Consider the following 19,380-nt stretch of genomic DNA (forward strand, 5'->3'; position numbering starts at 1 on the left):
TGTCCGCCATGTCTAGGCGATTAAAGTCGATTTTGGTTTATTGCGAATGTCCGATTCGGACCCAAACCGGAGGTTCACCAAGGTTCGACCTAGCTTGACAGAATTTCGTCGAGTGCTTTACCTCAATATAAGTTCAGGTTTTAAACTCTAAATCTGACTTTTTACTTTGAGAGAATAAGCATGACGACTTCAAGCCACAGCAGCGAATCATCCTTATCCGTATCTTTCATTAATCCAACCGGCCTGTACGATCCACGCCCAAACGCTTATACACACGTGGTCGCCGCTGAAATGCCGGCACGTCTGATTTATATAGCGGGACAAGGTGGGGAAACCGCGGATGGCGTGCTATCGCCGGATTTTGATAATCAGGTATATCAGGCGCTACGCAATTTGCGTATTGCATTGAATGCTGCAGATGCCAGTTTAGAAAAAGTCGTGAAACTGACGCTGCTGATTGTCGATCACAACCAGGAAAGACTAACTATAGTCGGCCGTCAATTGCAGGAAGCTTGGGGAGAACATCCACTCCCCGCTTGCACCTTGATACCGGTACCGCGTTTGGCTTTGGATGGAATGCTGTTTGAGATTGATGCCACCGCCGTTGTCGCGCGTTAGGCCATACATTCGCTAGTGGATAAATGGAAAGATACTCAATGATCTGCCGTATCTACACACAGCAGATCATCGTTGAAGCTTTAGCTCGCTAAATGCTCAGCTTTGCAGCCAGAGCATTAAATTACTTGCGTACAGGCGCAGCAACCGGCGCCAGTGTTTCATGCTTGCTAGTATTGCGTACATCACCTTTGTGCACCATCGTTACTGCATAGTCGATGCCCATGCCGTAGGCACCTGAATGTTCCTTGACGATGCTGGTGACTGCATCATAGGTTGCGTGATTGGCCCAATCGCGCTGCCATTCGAGCATGACTTGTTGCCAGGTTACTGGCACAACGCCAGCCTGGATCATGCGTTGCATTGCGAGGTCATGCGCCATCAATGATGTGCCGCCGGATGCATCGGCCACCATGTAGATTTCGTAATCACCTTCCAGCATTGCGCACAGAGCAAAGCTGTTGTTGCAGACTTCTGTCCATAAACCAGCGACAACGACTTTCTTGCGGCCGTTTGCTTTCAAGGCATCACGTACTTTTTGATCATCCCAGGAATTCATTGATGTACGTTCCAGGATTTTCTGTCCTGGGAACACATCCAGCAATTCTGGATAGGTATGGCCCGAAAAGCTTTGGGTTTCTACGGTAGTGATGATGGTTGGGATATTGAATACCTTGCCAGCCTTGGCCAAAGCAACTGTGTTGTTCTTCAAAGTTTGTCTATCGATCGATTGCACACCGAAAGCCATCTGCGGTTGATGATCGATGAAAATCAATTGCGAATTAGTTGGTGTCAATACTTCGAGTTTTGGGTTGCTCATAATGTGCTCCGCTGGTTAAAGAGTTGTTGGTTAAAAACTTAAGTAAGGTGAACGATTTAAAATTTCAAAAATATCTATTGTTTAGCGAGGTGCAATAAAGTGCTCAGTCACAGGCGCATCCGGCCCCTGATGAAAGCTATGCGCACGCAAAGTAATCGCCTTGTCGTTTTCAGTAAAACGATCGTGCTGTCGCAAATGTTCCAGCCACGATTCCACAACAAAGGTTTCGATGTAACGACCAGGTTGAGCGACGTCTTCGAAAATCCCCCACGTCAATGCGCCACCGCGGCGACGCACATGCCGCATCGCATGAATAGCGGTTTTGAACTGTTCTGCATTTTCCGCGGCGATACGATATTCGACAGTAATCATCACCGGCCCAGAATCATGTGCAGGCTCATCGGCGAGATGATGTTTTTGTAAATGTGCAGAGGGCGTCAGATTCAAATCCGGTGTCAGATCGAGGCGCCAACGCAATGCCGTCGCGCACGACAAGACCATGCCAATCGCTGCGATGATCAATGCGGTTGGCGTACCGAACTTGCCTGCAGTCTGGCCCCATATAGCACTACCCGCCGCCATTGCGCCGAAGAACACCACCAGATAAACCGCCAATGCGCGCGCCTTGACCCAACCGGCCGAACTGCGTTGCGCACCGACGTTGAGTATCGATAGCATCGCTATCCATGCAAAGCCTGAGAACAGCAAAACGATGCCGAGCAACACAGCATCTTTCAACATCGCCAGTGCCAGCATCGATGCCGCAAACAACAAGGTCGCACCTATAGCCAGACCATCGGTCGAAAAACGTTTACGCAAGCGTGGCAATAACACGGCACCGGTCACTGCACCGACGCCTATACAGGCGAGCAAGATGCCGTAACCGCCAGCACCCAATCCAAGTTCATTACGCGCCACCAGCGGCAGCAATGCCCACGCAGCACTACCGAACGTAAAAAATGCCACCGCGCGTATCAGCACCACACGCAACACAGGCGCGGCATGTACATAGCGCAAACCAGCGCGCACCGCAGGCAGGAAATGTTCGGCAGGCAAACGTTGCACGCGCGGTGCCGATTTCCAGAAATACAGCACGGCCACCACGCCGAGTACCGACAAGGCATTCAACATGAAGACGACTGCAGGGCCGGCAAATGACAAGATCAAACCGGCGAGTGCCGGTCCGATGGCACGACTGATATTGATGCCGAGCGAGTTGAGTGCAACGGCTGACGCCAGATCTTCTTTCGGCACCAGTTCAGGCACGATCGCCTGAAACGGCGGCGCTGCCATTGCTGCACCTACCCCGAGGAAAAATGTCGCGCCCAATAAAATCTCCGGCGTGACCATTCCTGCGAATGCAAATCCACTGAGCGCGGCAGCCGTCAGCAACATCCATATCTGTGCGAACAGCAGATATTTTCGACGGTCAACGATGTCGGCCAGCACGCCTGATGGCAGCGCAAACAAGAACATCGGCAAGCTGGTTGCGGCTTGTACCAAGGCCACCATGAATGGGTCTGAGCTGAGCGAAGTCATCATCCAGCCAGCGCCTACATCGTGCATCCAGGTACCGATGTTCGATGCCACCGTCGCCAGCCACAATGCGCGGAACAATTTATTTTTAAGCGGACTCCACGATGAGGTCGTGCTTTTTCCTGTGGCGCTATCTATTGCTGCGCTCATGCCAATTCCCTGCGTCCGATTACTGAGGCCAGCGAATACTTACCAGGACCGCAGAAAGCAATCGCGCCAAAAATCACCATCAGCAACCAACCGAATTGCCCTTCCGCTATTGACCACTGCGGATGCACGATGAACATCGATACCAGCAACACTGCAATCACAGGTAGGCAAGCAAAACGCGTCAGAAAACCAAGGGCAATCAATACGGGACAGACCACTTCCGCAAAAATCGCCGCCAGCAGTGAAAACTGTGCGCCTAAACCAAATGGATCTTCGATCACCGTCAACTCATGACTGTAATGAACGACCTTCGGCCAGCCATGTACGTGCAAAAGCATGAAGGCACCGCTGACACGCAGAAAAAGCAAGCCGAAATCGATCTGCGGCGCATTGAATCTGATCAGGAAATTTTTCATCCGATCAGAACGCAAAACAACTACAGCCCAGCGCACCCCAGAAACCGGTGTGACTCGTTACCGGCACGGTGGATTTTCGCGCGACATCATGCGCATGCATGTGCACGCCGCAAGCGCCGGCGCATTGATGCGGCAACGCAGCCAATTGCTTGCTGGTCGCGACTTGACGGTAATGACCTGGCACGGTTTTGACTGGTGACCAATCCGGCAATACCGGTATTGGTGGCGGTGCAATCTTGCTGAACTCATCTGCGCCAAACACAATCTTGCCGCCGACTATCGTGAGTACGGATTCCAGCGACTTGATCGCGTCTTCCTTGACCGTGAAAAAGTCTGCCGACAATACGGCAAGATCAGCCAGTTGGCCTTCCTGTATCCGGCCTTTTTTACCCTGCTCGCTGGAGAACCAGGCACTGCCATTGGTCCATAATTCGAGCGCAGTATCGCGTGACAACTGTGCGCTGGAATCATAAATTTTCATGCCGCCAACCGTGCGCCCGGATACCAGCCAGTACAGCGCGGTCCAAGGGTTGTAACTGGCGACACGCGTCGCATCAGTACCGCCGCCGACGGGAATGCCTGCATTCAGCATGCGCTTGATAGGCGGCGTATTCGCTGCAGCTTCCGTACCGTAACGCTCGACAAAATATTCACCCTGGAATGCCATACGATGTTGAATCGCAATGCCGCCACCGAGTGCGCGTACGCGATCGATATTGCGCGGCGTAATCGTTTCCGCATGATCGAACATCCAGCGCAAACCATCGAATGGAATCTCGCGATTCACTTTCTCGAATACGTCCAGCATGCGGCTGATCGATTCGTCATAGGTCGCATGCAAACGGAACGGCCAGCGTTGCGATACCAAATGGCGCACCACGCGTTCCAGCTCGGCTTCCATACCTGGCGGTAAGTCAGGACGCGGTTCCAGGAAATCTTCAAAGTCGGCGGCAGAAAACACCAGCATTTCGCCCGCACCGTTGTGACGATAAAAATCGTCGCCCTGCCCCGGCTTGACCATCGTGCTCCACTTCTGGAAGTCTTCCAGTTCCTTACCTTTGTTCTGCGTGAACAAGTTGTAGGCAACGCGCACAGTCAGTTGCTGCTCGCGCGCCAGCTCATCAATGATGGCGTAATCCTCAGGATAATTCTGGAAACCACCACCCGCATCAATCGTGCTGGTAACACCAAGGCGATTTAATTCGCGCATGAACTGACGCGTCGAATTGACCTGCAATTCACGCGGCAAGGTCGGGCCTTTGGCCAACGTTGCGTACAGAATCAAAGCATTCGGTTTGGCAATCAACATGCCGGTTGGATTACCGGCTGCATCGCGCTGGATTTCACCGCCCGGTGGATTTGGCGTGTCCTTGGTGTAACCGACTGCGCGCAAGGCGGCGCGATTCAGCAACGCTCTATCGTAGAGATGCAGGACGAATACTGGTGTGTCCGGCGCTGCAGCATTAATTTCTTCCAGCGTCGGCATGCGTTTTTCAGCGAACTGAAATTCTGTCCAGCCGCCGACTACGCGCACCCATTGCGGATTCGGCGTGCGCAGTGCTTGTTCCTTCAACATCCGCAGCGCATCGGCTACCGATGGCACGCCTTCCCAGCGCAGCTCTAGATTGTAGTTAAGCCCGCCGCGGATCAAATGGATGTGCGAGTCGTTCAAACCTGGGATCACGGTGCGACCATTCAGATCGATGACTTGGCTATCCGGCGTGCGATGACGCATCACATCTTCCACATCGCCAACTGCGAGGAACTTGCCATCCTTGATCGCTACCGCCGTTGCTGTTGGTTTGCTTTTATCGACTGTGTGAAAACGACCGTTCAATAAAATCAAGGTCGGTGATGAAGTCGCGCCCGCTGCTTTGGCACCCGCACTGGATGCGGAGCTTGTCACGCTGGCACTCGCAGCAGAAGCAGCATTCGAGGCGGAAGACATTGCACCCAAGGTTGCCAGTGCCGCACCGGACGCAACAGTTTTCAAGACGGTTCTACGATTATTGTTCATGTTGAATTCCATGAAAAGAAAATGGGTGGAGGTGCAATCAAACGCCAGGAGGATTGTTGTCGTCCTTGCGCGGTGGAGGAGCTTCGATGCCGGTTATTTTAGGTACGCAGGTATTGGAAAACCAACAGAGGGAAACTGGTTCGCCGCTGATGACGCGTTTGGCGATAGGTACCATTTGTTCACCGATCAGCATGCCGAGTAATCCCAGCAAAGCGATCACTGGTGGTGCGGGCGACCGTACATTTATTAAGGCGTAGATGACACCAACCAAAATACCGGCACCGATGGACATCAGATACATGCGCTACTCCTTGAAAGCGATCAGCGATTCGAGAATGTCAATCTCAAGAATCGGATAATCGCATTGTCGTGTAAGCTTGTGTCATGCATATATCGAATGGCTCAGCTTCTGTGTCAATCGACATTAATCTCTATGGCGAACTATGTAAATAACTGCGCCATGCCGTTCGCCATGTCCTTCATGGACAAAGGCTTTTTCAAAACAACATCTGCCACTGCTTCATACTTTTTCTTTGCGGCAGTTTCGCTCAGGTAACCGGTCATCAAAACGATGGGCAGCGACGGCCGCACGCTGCGTACTGCGCCAATCAACACCGAGCCTGACATTTCAGGCATACGCTCATCGGTCAACACCGCATCGAATGCACCAGGCGTTGCACGAAATGCATCCAGCGCAGAGAGACTGGAAGTAAACGGGAACGGTAGATAACCCAAATTCGCCAGCGTTTCTGTCGCCAGTCGCACCAAAGGCTCTTCGTCATCCACCACCAAAATGCGTTGCCGATTACCGAGTGGCAGTACGGGTGCCGTCTGCTCATTATTCAGAGCCGCCTCGCCCACACAGGGTAAAAATACGGTGAAGAAACTACCCTTGCCTACCGTACTCGTGACATCAATCGCGCCACCAACATCCGTCACAATCCCATGCACCAGCGACAGGCCAAGCCCAGTGCCGACGCCGACTTCTTTGGTTGTGAAGAAGGGATCAAAAATACGATCAAGAACTTCCAGTTCTATACCACTGCCGCTATCGGCCACTTCCAGCACAAGATACGAGCCTTCCGCCAGCATGCCTGTCGTCACGACACGCGCGCTTTGGCTATGTCGCACACTCAGCGAAATCCAGATCTCGCCACCATCCCGCATCGCGTGCGCAGCATTCGTGACCAAATTCATCACCAGCTGATGTACCTGCGTTGCGTCTCCCATCATCGCGGTGCGTCCGGCCGTCAGGCACAGCGTAATCTGGATGTTGTCCGGCAAAGTCGGCATCAACAAATCAACGGTTTCTTGCACCACGGCTTCTACATGAACCGGCAAGCGCTCGCTAAAACCACTGCGACTGAATATGAGTATGCGATCAACCAGACTGCGACCACGCTCGCCGGCACTCATGATGCTTTCCAGATCACGCCGCTGGCGACTGCCGTCACGCGTATCGCGCAAGGCCATCTCACCATATCCCAGAATCACACCCAAAATATTATTGAAATCATGCGCGATGCCGCCAGCCAAAGTACCCATCGCTTGCAGACGTCGCGCTTGTTGCAAAGCGGCTTCTGTGCGCTTGTGCATATCGATATCACTGATCGAACCGGCCAGCCGGGTTGCGCGGCCATTGATGTCGCGCTCACACATGCCGCGTATGCGTATCCAGCGGAAATTACCATCGCTGCCAACTACCCTGCATTCGTGATCTATGGTGGGCGCCATGCCTGATAAATAGTTGGTCAGCAAAACCTGATGTTCCGCTTCGTCGGCCGGATGCATGGTCATCATTGCGCACCATTCCAAACGTGGCCTGATCGCAAGATCAGATTGCAAACCATAGATATGCTGCGCACGTTCAGACATGAACAAAGCATCACTGCCAATATCCCAATCCCAGATGCCGTCAGCCGATGCAGCAACCGCCAGTTTGAAGCGCTCTTGCGATGCTCGCAGCGCATCTTCGGTTAATTTGCGCTCGGTAATATCGGTAGAAATACCGCTGACCCGATACGCAATGCCGGCTTGATCGCGTATGAATACGGCGCGCTCATGTATCCAGCGGATAGAGCCATCCGCACGCAATAAACGAAACTCGACGTCGTACTGCGTACCTATGTAACCGTCTTTTCCCTGCGCAAATATGGCGACGACGCGATCAACATCTTCGGGATGTATAACCTTGGTCCACAGACGCGCATCGCGATACAAGTCCGCCGCAGTGTGGCCCCATAATTTTTCAAAACTGGGACTGACATACAGCACCCGCTCCGGCATCAGATCAGTGATCCAGATCACATCGGGCGTGGACTCGGCCATCAAGCGGAAGCGCTCTTCACTTTCTTTCAGCGCTGCATCGCCATGCTGCCGCTCTATCGCCAATGCAGCGACGTGCGTGAAATGATCAATGATGGTTTGCTGATAAGCCGTCGGTGCGCCTATCGTTTTTGAATGCAGGGTAAATGTCCCCAGCACATTGCCAGTCGATGAAAAAATCGGCGTCGAAACACAAGCACGCAAACCATGCGGCACCAGAAATTCGCCGTATGCCGCCCAGCGCGGATCATTCGCAATATCCTGGATCACAACCGGCGTTCGATAGTAAGCAGCCAAACCACAAGGACCTTCTTGTGAGTTCAATTCTTCTCTGGCCAACGCATCGGTAAAACTCTGTGGAATGCCCGGTCCGGCAATCTGTTCGAGTCTTTGATTTTCCAAAGAAATCAACCAGACTGAAGAGACAGAACCGACGGCCATATCATCGACCATTTCGCACATTGCATTCAAGGTATGGCGCAGAGGATTGCTCTTGGCGATCATCTCCAACAAACGTTTTTCTCTATCCAGCAATGCTTCGGCACGTTGATGATCTTCAATGTCGGTAGTCTGGCCGTACCACTTGATCAGCTTGTCGCCTTCGTCATACATCGGAATCGCACGGAACATAAACCATCGATACGATCCATCGTAACGACGCAGACGTGCTTTCACCTCGCCCGCCGAACCAGCCTCCAGCAAACGCTTCCAGGTCACCATCAATCCAGGCAAATCATCTGGATGCAAAGCACTGTGCCAGCCCCAACCGCAAGCATCGGCAAGACGCATACCGGTGTATTCCAACCAGCGCAGATTAAGAAAGTCGACATAGCCGTTCGCCTGTGAACTCCAGACCAAACCCGGTATGTGATCGACCGCCATGCGGAACTGAATGTTTTGCGCTTGAATTTCTTGCAGCGCATTTGCGACTGCATGCTGCGATCGCTGGCGCCCGGTGACATCTGTCATCGTGCCTATGTATTCGATATTGTCGGTACCGCTTAGATTCGTTGTGACTGCACGCGCAATGACTTGTACATACTTGACCGTGCCGTCTGCCATCAAAAAACGATGTTCAAAATCAAGCGGATACTTATCGCGCAATGCTCTATCAAGAGCTTGCGATACAAACATCGCATCATCCGGATGGACGCGCTGCCATAAATCCGTCAGCGTCGATACGCTGCCCAGATGAAAATCGAAAAGCGCCCACGCCTCATCCGATAGCGATACGAATCCACTCGCGGTTTGCCATCGAAAAGCGGCGCTCAGATTCATATGCGTGGGTCTATCGATTTAGTAAGAAAGCGAAATATAAAAATGACTAGGTGAAGATTTTTGCGGTGATGTATTTCCGTACATGCATTTGCGTAGAGACATTTGCACATGTGTACGTGCGTCATTAGTTTATTACTCAGCGTATTGCACTTGCATCAGAAGTAAACACATAACCCGAGCCACGTTCGGTGCGAATAAAACGCTCCTTAGAACGCAAGCCTTGTATCTTTTTGCGCAAACGACCGACCTGTACATCAATCGCGCGGTCATAGACTTCATCATTATGCAGACGCGATAGCTCCAGCAATTTTTCCCTGGAAAGCACACGTTGCGGCGCCGCCAAAAATGCTGTCAGCAAATTGAATTCGGTATTGGTAAGCGCAACATCTTGTCCTTCGGGATCGACCAATCGACGCAATCTGACATTCAATTCCCAACCGGAAAACCGATAGGCACGTATGCGCGACAAACTATCAGCCACGGTTTCTTGCGCACGGGTGCGACGCAATAATGCGCGTATGCGAGCCAGCAATTCACGAGGCGAAAATGGCTTGGTCAAATAATCGTCCGCACCCAGCTCCAGACCCATTACACGATCCGCTTCATCTTTGCGGCCGGTGAGCATGATGATGGGCAGGTCCGACTCGTCGCGCAATTTGCGTGTAATTTGCATGCCATCTTCACCCGGCAACTTCAGATCAACAATCAACAGATCGACCGTTTCTTTTGCCATCACATCCAGCATCTCGCGGCTATCTGCAACCGCGGTCACTTTGTAGTCATAGTCGCCCAGATAATCACAAATCAACTGCCGGATCATGGGATCGTCATCGATCGCCAATACGTGTGCTGTTTCAGATGTTGGCGCTTGAATTTTCATGGAGTTTTCTTCAACTTTTGCAGGTGTGACGTAGAGATCAAAAGATACACCGCACTGCAACAAAACGGAAGTACATGTCATTTGTCACAATTCGATTTTTCTTGCCAAAATGCATGGAACGTGAGGCGTCACGCGGCTTGCAGATATCACCTGGCCTCGAGTGCGCCAGCGTGGTGCGCTGCAAGTACTGGCATTTGTTGCAATAGACAAATTAAACATGCCGAACGACACAAGAATCACCTCTACTGATATCTGCCAGTCATTTCAAAGGGCTAAGGTTGATCAGCCTAATTGGCTTAATTTCGATCGCTTATCGCCTGGAGAAACACATGTCTGAAGATGCAACTCAAAAAATCAATGATGCCCGCCGTATAGCATTAAAAGGTGGTGCCGGTGTGGCCGCCGCCCTCAGCCTGCCCATCACAGCATTTGCTGCAGAAAGCAAAAAAACACCTTCCAGCGCCCACAAAGGAAAACACAATATGAATACCTTCACCGCAAAAGACGGCACCCAGCTTTACTTCAAGGATTGGGGATCAGGTCAACCTATCGTGTTTTGTCACGGCTGGCCTTTGAGTTCAGATAGCTGGGAATCGCAAATGCTGCACGTCGCGTCGAACGGCTTCCGCGCCATCGCTCACGATAGACGCGGTCACGGTCGCTCCACACAACCATGGAACGGCAATGATATGGATACCTACGCCGACGATCTGGCTCAGTTAATGGACATGCTGGATTTGAAAAATGTCATCCTCGTTGGCTTCTCTACCGGCGGTGGCGAAGTAGCGCGCTACATTGGTCGTCACGGCACCAAACTCGTAGCCAAGGCAGCGTTGATTTCATCCGTGCCACCATTGATGTTGAAAACCGCAAATAATCCGGGCGGCTTGCCACTCGAAGTATTCGACGGCATACGTGCTGCATCGATCAAGGATCGTTCGCAACTTTACAGAGATCTTGCCAGCGGCCCGTTCTTTGGTTTCAACCGACCAGGCGCCAAGGCATCGCAAGGCATGATCGATTCTTTCTGGGCGCAAGGTATGCAAGCTGGCCACATCAATACCTACGCTTGTATCAAGGCATTTTCAGAAACCGACTTCACCGAAGATCTGAAAAAATTCAACGTCCCAACGCTGGTCATACATGGTGACGACGATCAAGTTGTTCCTATTGGTGCCAGTGCAATGATGTCGTCCAAGCTTGTCAAGAATGCCAAGCTGATCGTCTACCCAGGTGCGCCACATGGGTTGACCGACACGCACAAAGACAAACTGAATGCGGATTTGCTGGCGTTTGCGAAGTCGTAAGCACTCGTTAATAGCTGTTCGTTCTATTTATTAATACATGGATCCATGACGACCAACATGCGGCTGTTTGATATACAAGCAGCTGCATGTTCTATTACGCGCGTCAACTACGAAGCCGCAGCGTTCACATTCGCATAACCAGAAATAAACTCGCGCGCCTGTCCATTGCTCGCGTCGTAAACGTGACGTTTGATTTGGCCGATATCGCCACCATAGACGTGAATGCTGATCGACACGCGATTAGCGTAGGCATTCGATACCCGATGTATATCGCCTGACGACGGCGAAAGACTTTCAATCTCGCCCTGAAAAAGCATGTCGGTGCTGATGCATTTCATCGGCTGCCCCGACGATACCAACTCGAAACGTTCACCGCGTTCCGCACCGCGCAACATCCCTATCAGCGCCCAGACTTTGTGATCATGTATCGGCGTGGTCTGTCCCGGGCCCCATACAAAACTGACGATAGAAAATCGTTGTTGCGGATTGCGATACAACAAATATTGCTGATAGTACTGAGGATGCGGCTGCGCAAATTCTTCCGGCAACCAATCGTCTGTCGCGACCAAAGTTTTTAGCGCGTCACCAGCAATCGCCAATTTTTGCTGCTCGTCTTTTACCTCTCGCTCCTTGAACAAAGCCGTCAAGGTATCCACCAGTTTCTGCAGACGCGGTATCGATTCCATATTCATCTCCTTGCGTTTCGATTTATTCGTTTTCTTGATTGTCCTTGGTTTTTCGCTGATGCGTAGTACGGCACAAAAGCATCAAACATCCAAATATCGCGCTTGACATCACAAATATACACTACTAATATATTAGTTATACATCAAGAATAACGAAGGAGATAATCATGATGAGCGAACGCCAGCGGAAATTCCGCGAAGAATACAAAGCTGACATCAGCCCGCTATACAACGGTCTGTTGCATATTGGGGTGATGTACTCGGTCGGGATAGCGGCAATCTGGTATTGCCTGACGCAACTGAACGGCGCGGGCTGGGAATGGCTGATTGCAATACCGGTTTTCCTGGCAGGTAATTTTGTCGAATGGGCGATGCACCGCTTCGTCATGCACAGACGCATCGACGTCTATGCATTGCGTGCAATCTATGAACGTCACACGCGCCAGCATCACCAATACTTCACAGATAACGAAGCGACGATCGATTCCACGCGCGAATTCCGCATCGTGTTTTTCCCTTGGCGCGTGTTGATTACTCTAGGCGTAGGCGGTCTGACATTTGGTTATGTGGCATCCGTCATTTTTAATCTGAATGCCGGTTACATCCTGTTCATCACGATGGTCGCGCAGTACCTGATTTACGAAACTTTTCACTACTGCTGCCACGTGCATGACAACTGGTTTGTACGCAACATGCCATTCATCAACACGATCCGTCGCCACCATACCGCGCATCACAATCAAGGGATCATGATGAAGTACAACATGAACCTGACCTTCCCTATCGCCGACTGGGCAATGGGCACTACAGATCTCGATCGTGGATTGATTGGCCACCTGTTCAACGGCTATAGCGAAAAACATGTGAAGGAAGAGTTGAAGCCAATCATCAAGCGCTTCCGTCTGGATGATTCACGCGTGACGCTGGATGGTCCGCAATTGACTAAAGAAGAAAACGAAACCATCGATCGAGGCCTCGTTATTTAATTTTCTCAGCGGTTGCCGAACTGATCCCGGCAACCGCTTTTTTACATGTCGGACATCAGCGTGGCTTTTGCAAAGGTTTCGATATTGTCCAGCAGTCGATCGAGTCCCTCGCCGGCTGCAGCCACATCGCCTTTTGCAATAGCGCCCGCAACGTTGGCATGCAGACGTGCCATTTCTGGCAGATCGGCCGCCTGTTTGTAGTGGAAATACCAGAAGCGACGCGATAAACCATGCATCAGGCGCATCGCACCTTCGGCAAATTCATTACGCGCTGCGACCAGTGTGAGGTCATTGAACTCGCGATCCGAACGCATGAAGGTCACGTCGTCATTGGTGGAGGAAGCATGCATGAATTCATCGTGCAGTCTGGCAAAGGTTTCACGCTCGGCAGGCGTGGCGCGACGTGCAGCGCTCTTGCAAATAAGGCGCTCTACTTCACGACGTGTTTCCAAAAGTTTCAACTGCTTTTTCAGATCGATTTCCGGAACCATCAAGCCGCGTTGCGGCAAGACCAGCAACAAATGTTCGCGCGCCAGACGCTGGATAGCTTCGCGTATCGGCGTACGACCGATGTTAAACATTTCGCTCAGCGTCAATTCGGAGATTACAGAACCTGGAGGAATACGCAAGGTGATGATCGCTTCTTCCAACTGGTCGTAGGCCAGATCAGTCAACTTCGGTTTCGGATCTGCCATGCCATTAACGCTGCTGGCCTGACGCGTGGTTTTCTTTTTCGGCTCTGCGGTTTTGGTCTTGAATGATGTTTTTTTTGTAGTGGCCATGGATGTGAATCAGTGATCGATAAAAAGATTGTAAGTGAATGAGGCAAGCGATAAATCCAATAGGTCTGCCTTGAATCTACGGTCGCGCCAATAGTTAAAGATATATCTTATATACGAAGAATATCCAAGTAAAACGTGGAGTAATAATGAAAAAATTTGATGTCGACATCAGAGACAACGATGCAAGCGAGTTAAGCATTGTTGCGATTCACGGCATACAGGGAACGCGCAGCAGTTGGGAGCCAGTCGCAAAACTGATGCAGGACGACGCGCGCTGGATAACACCCAACTTGCGCGGTCGCACACAGGCATTTCGCGGCACACAAGCCAGCGACTACACACTGGAAAAATTCGCCGAAGACATCGCCGAAGTAATAGCTGAATACGTCACCACGCCAAACTTTGTATTGGCGGGCTGGAGCATGGGCGTCTCCGTCACGCTCGCCACGATCGCCTTGCTGCAACGAGAAAATTTTCCATTACCAAGAGCTTTGATCTTGATGTCAGGCAGCCCTGCCTTGCAGCAAACAAAGTGGTTTCAACAAACCGATTACGCAGCGCTATTGCAAGAAATTGAAGCGCGTGAAATTCGATTAGGCTTGCGTGAAGCTGCTGATCGCGATGCAGTTGCGTGGATCTGGCAAGCCATCAGTACGACCGATCAACGTACCTTGCTGCCAGCGATTGATATCCCAACATTAATTGTGCACGGCAGCGATGACGAAGACTCGCCTTTGGCGCATGCGCATTTACTCGCACAAGGTTTGCCACATGCTGACTTGCGCATCATCGATGGCGGCAAGCACAGCATTCTTACTCAAAACACCGCGCGCGTTGCAGATGAAATGCGCAGCTTTCTTTCTACCATTCCGACTTTTGGAGTTACCCATGCGCACCAATGACCAGATCCATTTTTGCCCACCTGCGCGCGTCATTTTAGGTTGCGGCAGTCGTGCCCAGTTGCCAGCTTTGCTCGCACGCCTGGGCTATAAATCTGGCGTACTCGTCACCGATACATTCTTCAGCAAACAAACTCCCTGGGTAAAAGAATACATAGACGCCGCCACTGCGCTCGGCATAGAAACCGTCGTCTTTGAAGGTGGCAAACCAGATCCAACCACCACGCTATGCGACGATGCAACGCAAGAAATCCGCAGCAAGCTAAGTGGCAAAAAACTCGATCACGTCATCGCTCTCGGCGGCGGCAGCAACATCGATCTGGCGAAAGCTTTGTGCGTCACGCTTCCCGACGGCAAACCAGTCAAACAATTCATAGGCGCCCTCCCAGCAGCGCCTCACGCATTACCCTTGATTGCCTTGCCGACCACCGCTGGCACAGGTTCTGAAGCGACACCGGGCGCGATCCTGATTGATCCCAGCAATGCGACCAAAGTTGCGGTAATGGATAACGTATTGCGTCCAGTGATCGCACTGATCGATCCAGAATTCACCTACACCTGCCCACCGCGCGTCACGGCCGACTCCGGCGTGGATGCACTAACGCATGCGCTGGAATCGTACGTAACACTGGACTCATTCGAATTCGATCGCAGCGGCCATCCCGATCCTGGCTATAGCGGTCGCTCGTCGCTAACCATGTTATTCGCGCATCAAGCTATTGACCTCTGCGCGCGGTTTTTGATGCGCACTTATCACGATGGCAGCGACACCGAAGCACGCATAGGCATGGCTTACGCGAGTCATTACGCGGCCTTGTCTTATGGCGGCGCTGGCTTGAACGCAGTACACGGCATTGCGTATGCAGTCGCCGGACTGACGCATCAATCGCACGGCAGTACCAACGCCGTCATGCTGCCTTACGTCATCGATGCCTTGCGTGTGACGCGCCATAAAGAACTTGTTGAAGTCGCACGCCTGTTCGGCCTGGATGGCAAAGATGAACAGCAAGTCGTGCAGCAATTGCCCGCTCTGTTGCGAGATCTGATTGCTCAACTAGGGATTCCAACCACGTTAAAAGACTTTGGGATTGCACAAGAACAATTACCCGCTTTAGTCGAAGACGCACTGGCCGTTACTCGCCTTGCAAAGGCATTTCCCGTCGCAGACGTAGCTGGTACTTACGCAAAAATTGTTCAGCGCGCATGGGCCGGAGGGTTAGGAACGACGTGAAAGCGTCGTAAAAATGATGCACTCAGTTGAAAGTTTTTAACGTGGTAAAAGTCTTCTTTAATTTTCACTGAATATCACTAAGATTCATGTAATATATTAGTTAGCAACAAACATAAATCCAATAAAAAGCCGCGCGAATGATGCGGCATTACCGGAGACAAAAAATGAACGCAACGCCTGGAGCCCAGCTCCTTTCCAATGTCGCGGCACGCCTGGAACGGCTACCGATGACACGCTATCAACGCACCTTGTTCGGCATCATCGCAACTGCGTGGTTTTTCGATTCGATGGATCTCGGCATCATGACCTTCGTGCTCGGCTCCATCAAAGCGGAGTTCGGTCTGAGTACGACGCAAGCCGGCTTGCTGGCCAGTTCCAGCTTTCTCGGCATGTTTCTCGGTGCAGCCACGGCCGGGATGCTGGCAGATAAGTTCGGCCGCAAGCCGGTTTTCCAGTGGAGCATGGTGTTCTGGGGTGTCGGCAGCTTGTTGTGCGGCTTCGCTCAAAACGTCGATCAGTTGATGATGTTCCGTGTACTGCTCGGCTTCGGCATGGGGATGGAGTTTCCAATCGGCTTATCTATGGTTTCAGAAATTGTCCCCGCCAAAAGTCGCGGTCGATATGTCGCGATTCTGGAAGGTTTCTGGCCACTCGGCTTTATCGCGGCCGGCATCGTCGCCTACCTGACGCTGCCACTAATAGGTTGGCGCGGTATCTTCATCGCCTTGTCAGTTCCTGCAGTATTTGTATTTGTGATTCGTCGTTATGTGCCTGAGTCGCCACGCTGGCTGGAAGAAGTCGGCCGCATTGAAGAAGCAGATCGCGTCACGACCAATATTGAACAACACGTGATTGCGGCAAACAAGGGCCAGCCCTTGCCTGCACCAACAGCTGCGATCGCAATTCCAGAAAAAGTGAACAAGCGCGCATTGTTCGCCGAACTCTGGCATGGCGTGTATGCCAAGCGCACAATCATGTTGTGGTCGCTCTGGTTCTTTGCTTTGCTCGGCTACTACGGCCTCACCACATGGCTGGGAGCTTTGCTGCAACAAGCAGGTTATGAAGTCACCAAATCGGTTACCTACACCATCTATATTTCATTGGCAGGTATTCCCGGCTTCATCTTCTCTGCATGGCTGCTGGAAGCCTGGGGAAGAAAACCAACTTGCGTCTTGATGCTGCTCGGTAGCGCGTGCTCCGCTTACGTGTACGGTCAAGTGGCAACGGCACAAGCGCCGGTTGCACAATTGATAGGATCTGGCCTTTGCATGCAGTTCTTCATGTTCGGCATGTGGTCCGTGCTCTACGCCTATACACCGGAGCTCTACCCTACGCGCTCCCGTGCAACTGGTGCCGGCTTTGCATCATCAGTCGGGCGTCTTGGCTCATTACTCGGCCCATTCGCAGTTGGTGTGATCCTGCCATTTACCGGTCACACCGGCGTCTTTACTCTGGGCGCAATTTCATTCTGTGCGGCAGCGTTGATCGTCATCACGCTGGGAATAGAAACCAAAGGGAAATCGCTGGAAGAAGTTTCTGCTTGAGGAATAAATACTAGAGTAGTTAAGCGAAAAGTGAAACGCTTAAAAAACGCTTAAATTGCATCTATAAAAAGCCCGGGACAATTCAATTATTCCGGGCTTTTTTACGCCTGCTGTCTATGAATTTTTCATGAATGGTTGATGACCTGATTCTCGACCTGCCAACACTACCTCGACCTAGAACCAAGGTTGCCTTATTGCATTTCCTGATCACCTACATTCATTCGCGTAGTTCTCTGATACACGCAGCAAGCGTTATTCATTATGTTTACGCGATGGATAAAACGATCAATCTGCCAACGCAAAACACTGCAATCAACCCGGATGCAAATCCTTTCGATAGCAAGCAAGCGCTTGAGAGCAGCAACTATGCGGGCTTCATCGACAAGAAGCTGGTGGCGGGTGAGGACTTGAGTGAAAAGCCTGATCCTTTACTCGGCTTCATCCATGATTCGTTTCGATCTCTGGTATTGAATCCGCAATTTTCCTGCGTGGGTGCGAAGTCCGCGATACAACAAGGCGGCTATCGCTTTGGCCACTATGACGAGCTGGCGAGTACAGAAGCGACTGCCGGATTGGCACGTGATCTTTTCCGCTTCCTGCAAGAACAGCCCATGTTGAAAGGTGAGTTTTCGACTTTTGTCGCGACATTTTCAAATCCGATCATTCATTCAGAAGATCAGTTCGAAAAATTACTGTGGCAGCAATTACAGAAATTATATGAAGTCGATGCACCGCTACATGCGTGGGATTCGCAAGTCAGCGACGATCCTGACAATCCACACTTTGCATTCAGCTTTGCGACGCAGAGTTTTTTTGTCGTCGGTTTGCATCCTGCAGCATCTCGTTACACGCGTCGATTTGCATGGCCTACGCTGGTATTTAATCTGCATGCGCAATTCGAGCAATTGCGTGAAGAAGGACGCTTTGAACGCATGCAGGAAGTGATCCGTTCGCGAGAAACTGCATTACAAGGTTCACTCAACGAAAATCTGACCGACTACGGTTCTAAATCCGACGCGCGTCAATATTCCGGGCGACCAGTCAGTGATGATTGGCAGTGCCCCTTCTCCACCAAGAAAGATGACTGAACTGATGGAATATCGCCATATTGATCCGCAAAGCGGGACTGCATTCAAATTGAAACGAGGACAAATTCTGCGCGTCATTGATCCTATGGGTGAGCAAGTGTCCGACTTGATGGCGTATCGAGAAGAAGATCTGGATGAGTATTTATCCTCAGGCCGCACCATCGATTATGCAAATACGATCTACGTCACGAGTGGACATATTCTCTATTCGAATCGTAGTAATCCAATGTTTACGATCTTGAATGATCAGGTCGGTCGTCATGACTTTTTATTGACGCCATGCAGTCCGGAGACATTCAAAATCATCTATAACAATCACGCGCATCACCCAAGTTGCTTCGCCAATCTGGCGCAAAATTTGGCGCCGTATGGCATTGCGCCGGATAGCATTCCGACGACATTCAATATCTTCATGAATGTAAAAATTGGAGAGAATGGCGAGCTGACTATAGATCCACCTCTATCAAAGGCGGGACAATATATAGAGCTGCGTGCAGAGATGGATATGGTGGTTGGAGTGACGGCATGCTCAGCAGAGATGTCGAACAACTATTCGTTCAAGCCGATTGATATTCAGATATACGGCTAAATTCCAGTAAGAAATTTCAACCGTTCTGCGGCTAATTTTAGCTTTGGAGATTATTCAATTTTCCAAGCAGGATTTGCTATCGGCCTGATTTTATCGATGGCCGATTGATACGTTTTTTCAGAAGGATTTTCATGAGCAGCGCGTCGCCATCCTTTACCCAGCGGCGCCATTGAAACCTGATGATAAAAAAGGCATAATGCAGCACCTAAGCGACCCGCTGTCATATTTGTC

The 19,380-nt window shown here is 51.2% G+C and carries 18 protein-coding genes; 8 read left to right on the forward strand and 10 right to left on the reverse strand.

What is annotated here, in order from left to right; all coding sequences use genetic code 11:
* Window positions 1-180: 180 nt before the first annotated feature.
* Window positions 181-618: a RidA family protein gene (locus tag Q7T66_RS03605; protein ID WP_304931931.1), complete on the forward strand. Its 438-nt coding sequence runs from the start codon at window positions 181-183 to the stop codon at window positions 616-618.
* A 121-nt stretch (window positions 619-739) separates the two neighbouring features.
* Here the strand turns inward: Q7T66_RS03605 and Q7T66_RS03610 are convergent, their stop codons facing one another.
* The 7 genes from Q7T66_RS03610 to Q7T66_RS03640 all read right to left on the reverse strand — a co-directional run bounded on the left by Q7T66_RS03610 (window position 740) and on the right by Q7T66_RS03640 (window position 10,037).
* Complete coding sequence (locus Q7T66_RS03610; protein WP_304931932.1) at window positions 740-1,435, reverse strand: hydrolase; 696 nt, start codon at window positions 1,433-1,435, stop codon at window positions 740-742.
* An 81-nt stretch (window positions 1,436-1,516) separates the two neighbouring features.
* On the reverse strand, window positions 1,517-3,121 hold the full coding sequence (locus Q7T66_RS03615) for an MFS transporter (RefSeq protein WP_304931933.1): 1,605 nt from the start codon (window positions 3,119-3,121) through the stop codon (window positions 1,517-1,519).
* A complete protein-coding gene (locus tag Q7T66_RS03620) occupies window positions 3,118-3,537 on the reverse strand; it encodes a DoxX family protein (RefSeq protein ID WP_304931934.1) in 420 nt (139 codons plus the stop codon). Before Q7T66_RS03620 ends, Q7T66_RS03615 begins: the two co-directional genes overlap by 4 nt.
* A gap of 4 nt (window positions 3,538-3,541) precedes the next feature.
* The gene (locus tag Q7T66_RS03625; RefSeq protein WP_304931935.1) at window positions 3,542-5,554 is read right to left on the reverse strand and encodes an amidohydrolase; all 2,013 of its coding nucleotides are present in this window, start codon (window positions 5,552-5,554) and stop codon (window positions 3,542-3,544) included.
* 37 nt (window positions 5,555-5,591) lie between these two features.
* The gene (locus Q7T66_RS03630) at window positions 5,592-5,855 is read right to left on the reverse strand and encodes a DUF1427 family protein (RefSeq protein WP_304931936.1); all 264 of its coding nucleotides are present in this window, start codon (window positions 5,853-5,855) and stop codon (window positions 5,592-5,594) included.
* A 140-nt stretch (window positions 5,856-5,995) separates the two neighbouring features.
* A complete protein-coding gene (locus Q7T66_RS03635; RefSeq protein ID WP_304931937.1) occupies window positions 5,996-9,157 on the reverse strand; it encodes a PAS domain-containing protein in 3,162 nt (1,053 codons plus the stop codon).
* A gap of 136 nt (window positions 9,158-9,293) precedes the next feature.
* Window positions 9,294-10,037: a response regulator gene (locus Q7T66_RS03640; protein WP_304931938.1), complete on the reverse strand. Its 744-nt coding sequence runs from the start codon at window positions 10,035-10,037 to the stop codon at window positions 9,294-9,296.
* Window positions 10,038-10,366: 329 nt separating this feature from the next.
* Here Q7T66_RS03640 and Q7T66_RS03645 point away from each other — a divergent pair, with 329 nt between their 5' ends.
* Complete coding sequence (locus Q7T66_RS03645; RefSeq protein ID WP_304931939.1) at window positions 10,367-11,344, forward strand: alpha/beta fold hydrolase; 978 nt, start codon at window positions 10,367-10,369, stop codon at window positions 11,342-11,344.
* 107 nt (window positions 11,345-11,451) lie between these two features.
* On the opposite strand, the gene Q7T66_RS03650 is transcribed toward Q7T66_RS03645, so the two are convergent.
* Window positions 11,452-12,030: a cysteine dioxygenase gene (locus tag Q7T66_RS03650; protein ID WP_304931940.1), complete on the reverse strand. Its 579-nt coding sequence runs from the start codon at window positions 12,028-12,030 to the stop codon at window positions 11,452-11,454.
* Window positions 12,031-12,197: 167 nt separating this feature from the next.
* On the opposite strand from Q7T66_RS03650, the gene Q7T66_RS03655 reads away from it, so the two are divergent.
* Entirely contained in the window at window positions 12,198-13,016 is an 819-nt protein-coding gene (locus Q7T66_RS03655) for a sterol desaturase family protein (protein ID WP_304931941.1), read from the forward strand.
* Window positions 13,017-13,057: 41 nt separating this feature from the next.
* On the opposite strand, the gene Q7T66_RS03660 is transcribed toward Q7T66_RS03655, so the two are convergent.
* On the reverse strand, window positions 13,058-13,798 hold the full coding sequence (locus Q7T66_RS03660; protein WP_370691605.1) for a GntR family transcriptional regulator: 741 nt from the start codon (window positions 13,796-13,798) through the stop codon (window positions 13,058-13,060).
* Window positions 13,799-13,944: 146 nt separating this feature from the next.
* Here Q7T66_RS03660 and Q7T66_RS03665 point away from each other — a divergent pair, with 146 nt between their 5' ends.
* The 5 genes from Q7T66_RS03665 to Q7T66_RS03685 all read left to right on the forward strand — a co-directional run bounded on the left by Q7T66_RS03665 (window position 13,945) and on the right by Q7T66_RS03685 (window position 19,149).
* Complete coding sequence (locus tag Q7T66_RS03665) at window positions 13,945-14,700, forward strand: alpha/beta fold hydrolase (protein WP_304931942.1); 756 nt, start codon at window positions 13,945-13,947, stop codon at window positions 14,698-14,700.
* The gene (locus Q7T66_RS03670) at window positions 14,687-15,928 is read left to right on the forward strand and encodes an iron-containing alcohol dehydrogenase (RefSeq protein WP_304931943.1); all 1,242 of its coding nucleotides are present in this window, start codon (window positions 14,687-14,689) and stop codon (window positions 15,926-15,928) included. The genes Q7T66_RS03665 and Q7T66_RS03670 overlap by 14 nt, the downstream gene beginning before the upstream one ends.
* Before the next feature lie 164 nt (window positions 15,929-16,092).
* A complete protein-coding gene (locus tag Q7T66_RS03675) occupies window positions 16,093-17,472 on the forward strand; it encodes an MFS transporter (RefSeq protein WP_304931944.1) in 1,380 nt (459 codons plus the stop codon).
* A 131-nt stretch (window positions 17,473-17,603) separates the two neighbouring features.
* Window positions 17,604-18,560, forward strand: a complete 957-nt coding sequence (gntA, locus tag Q7T66_RS03680) for a guanitoxin biosynthesis heme-dependent pre-guanitoxin N-hydroxylase GntA (protein WP_304931945.1) — start codon at window positions 17,604-17,606, stop codon at window positions 18,558-18,560.
* Window positions 18,553-19,149 (forward strand): urea carboxylase-associated family protein, encoded by a 597-nt coding sequence (locus Q7T66_RS03685; RefSeq protein ID WP_304931946.1) that lies wholly within the window; start codon window positions 18,553-18,555, stop codon window positions 19,147-19,149. Before gntA ends, Q7T66_RS03685 begins: the two co-directional genes overlap by 8 nt.
* Before the next feature lie 50 nt (window positions 19,150-19,199).
* Here the strand turns inward: Q7T66_RS03685 and Q7T66_RS03690 are convergent, their stop codons facing one another.
* A complete protein-coding gene (locus Q7T66_RS03690) occupies window positions 19,200-19,373 on the reverse strand; it encodes a hypothetical protein (RefSeq protein WP_304931947.1) in 174 nt (57 codons plus the stop codon).
* Window positions 19,374-19,380: the final 7 nt, after the last annotated feature.

The sequence above is a fragment of the Herminiimonas sp. genome (assembly GCF_030655415.1).

Coding starts and splice junctions, on each gene's coding strand:
- Q7T66_RS03605 (WP_304931931.1), top strand. CDS start 181: ATGACGACTTCAAGCCACAGCAGCGAATCATCCTTATCCGTATCTTTC.
- Q7T66_RS03610 (WP_304931932.1), bottom strand. CDS start 1,435: ATGAGCAACCCAAAACTCGAAGTATTGACACCAACTAATTCGCAATTG.
- Q7T66_RS03615 (WP_304931933.1), bottom strand. CDS start 3,121: ATGAGCGCAGCAATAGATAGCGCCACAGGAAAAAGCACGACCTCATCG.
- Q7T66_RS03620 (WP_304931934.1), bottom strand. CDS start 3,537: ATGAAAAATTTCCTGATCAGATTCAATGCGCCGCAGATCGATTTCGGC.
- Q7T66_RS03625 (WP_304931935.1), bottom strand. CDS start 5,554: ATGAACAATAATCGTAGAACCGTCTTGAAAACTGTTGCGTCCGGTGCG.
- Q7T66_RS03630 (WP_304931936.1), bottom strand. CDS start 5,855: ATGTATCTGATGTCCATCGGTGCCGGTATTTTGGTTGGTGTCATCTAC.
- Q7T66_RS03635 (WP_304931937.1), bottom strand. CDS start 9,157: ATGAATCTGAGCGCCGCTTTTCGATGGCAAACCGCGAGTGGATTCGTA.
- Q7T66_RS03640 (WP_304931938.1), bottom strand. CDS start 10,037: ATGAAAATTCAAGCGCCAACATCTGAAACAGCACACGTATTGGCGATC.
- Q7T66_RS03645 (WP_304931939.1), top strand. CDS start 10,367: ATGTCTGAAGATGCAACTCAAAAAATCAATGATGCCCGCCGTATAGCA.
- Q7T66_RS03650 (WP_304931940.1), bottom strand. CDS start 12,030: ATGGAATCGATACCGCGTCTGCAGAAACTGGTGGATACCTTGACGGCT.
- Q7T66_RS03655 (WP_304931941.1), top strand. CDS start 12,198: ATGATGAGCGAACGCCAGCGGAAATTCCGCGAAGAATACAAAGCTGAC.
- Q7T66_RS03660 (WP_370691605.1), bottom strand. CDS start 13,798: ATGGCCACTACAAAAAAAACATCATTCAAGACCAAAACCGCAGAGCCG.
- Q7T66_RS03665 (WP_304931942.1), top strand. CDS start 13,945: ATGAAAAAATTTGATGTCGACATCAGAGACAACGATGCAAGCGAGTTA.
- Q7T66_RS03670 (WP_304931943.1), top strand. CDS start 14,687: ATGCGCACCAATGACCAGATCCATTTTTGCCCACCTGCGCGCGTCATT.
- Q7T66_RS03675 (WP_304931944.1), top strand. CDS start 16,093: ATGAACGCAACGCCTGGAGCCCAGCTCCTTTCCAATGTCGCGGCACGC.
- gntA (WP_304931945.1), top strand. CDS start 17,604: ATGGTTGATGACCTGATTCTCGACCTGCCAACACTACCTCGACCTAGA.
- Q7T66_RS03685 (WP_304931946.1), top strand. CDS start 18,553: ATGACTGAACTGATGGAATATCGCCATATTGATCCGCAAAGCGGGACT.
- Q7T66_RS03690 (WP_304931947.1), bottom strand. CDS start 19,373: ATGACAGCGGGTCGCTTAGGTGCTGCATTATGCCTTTTTTATCATCAG.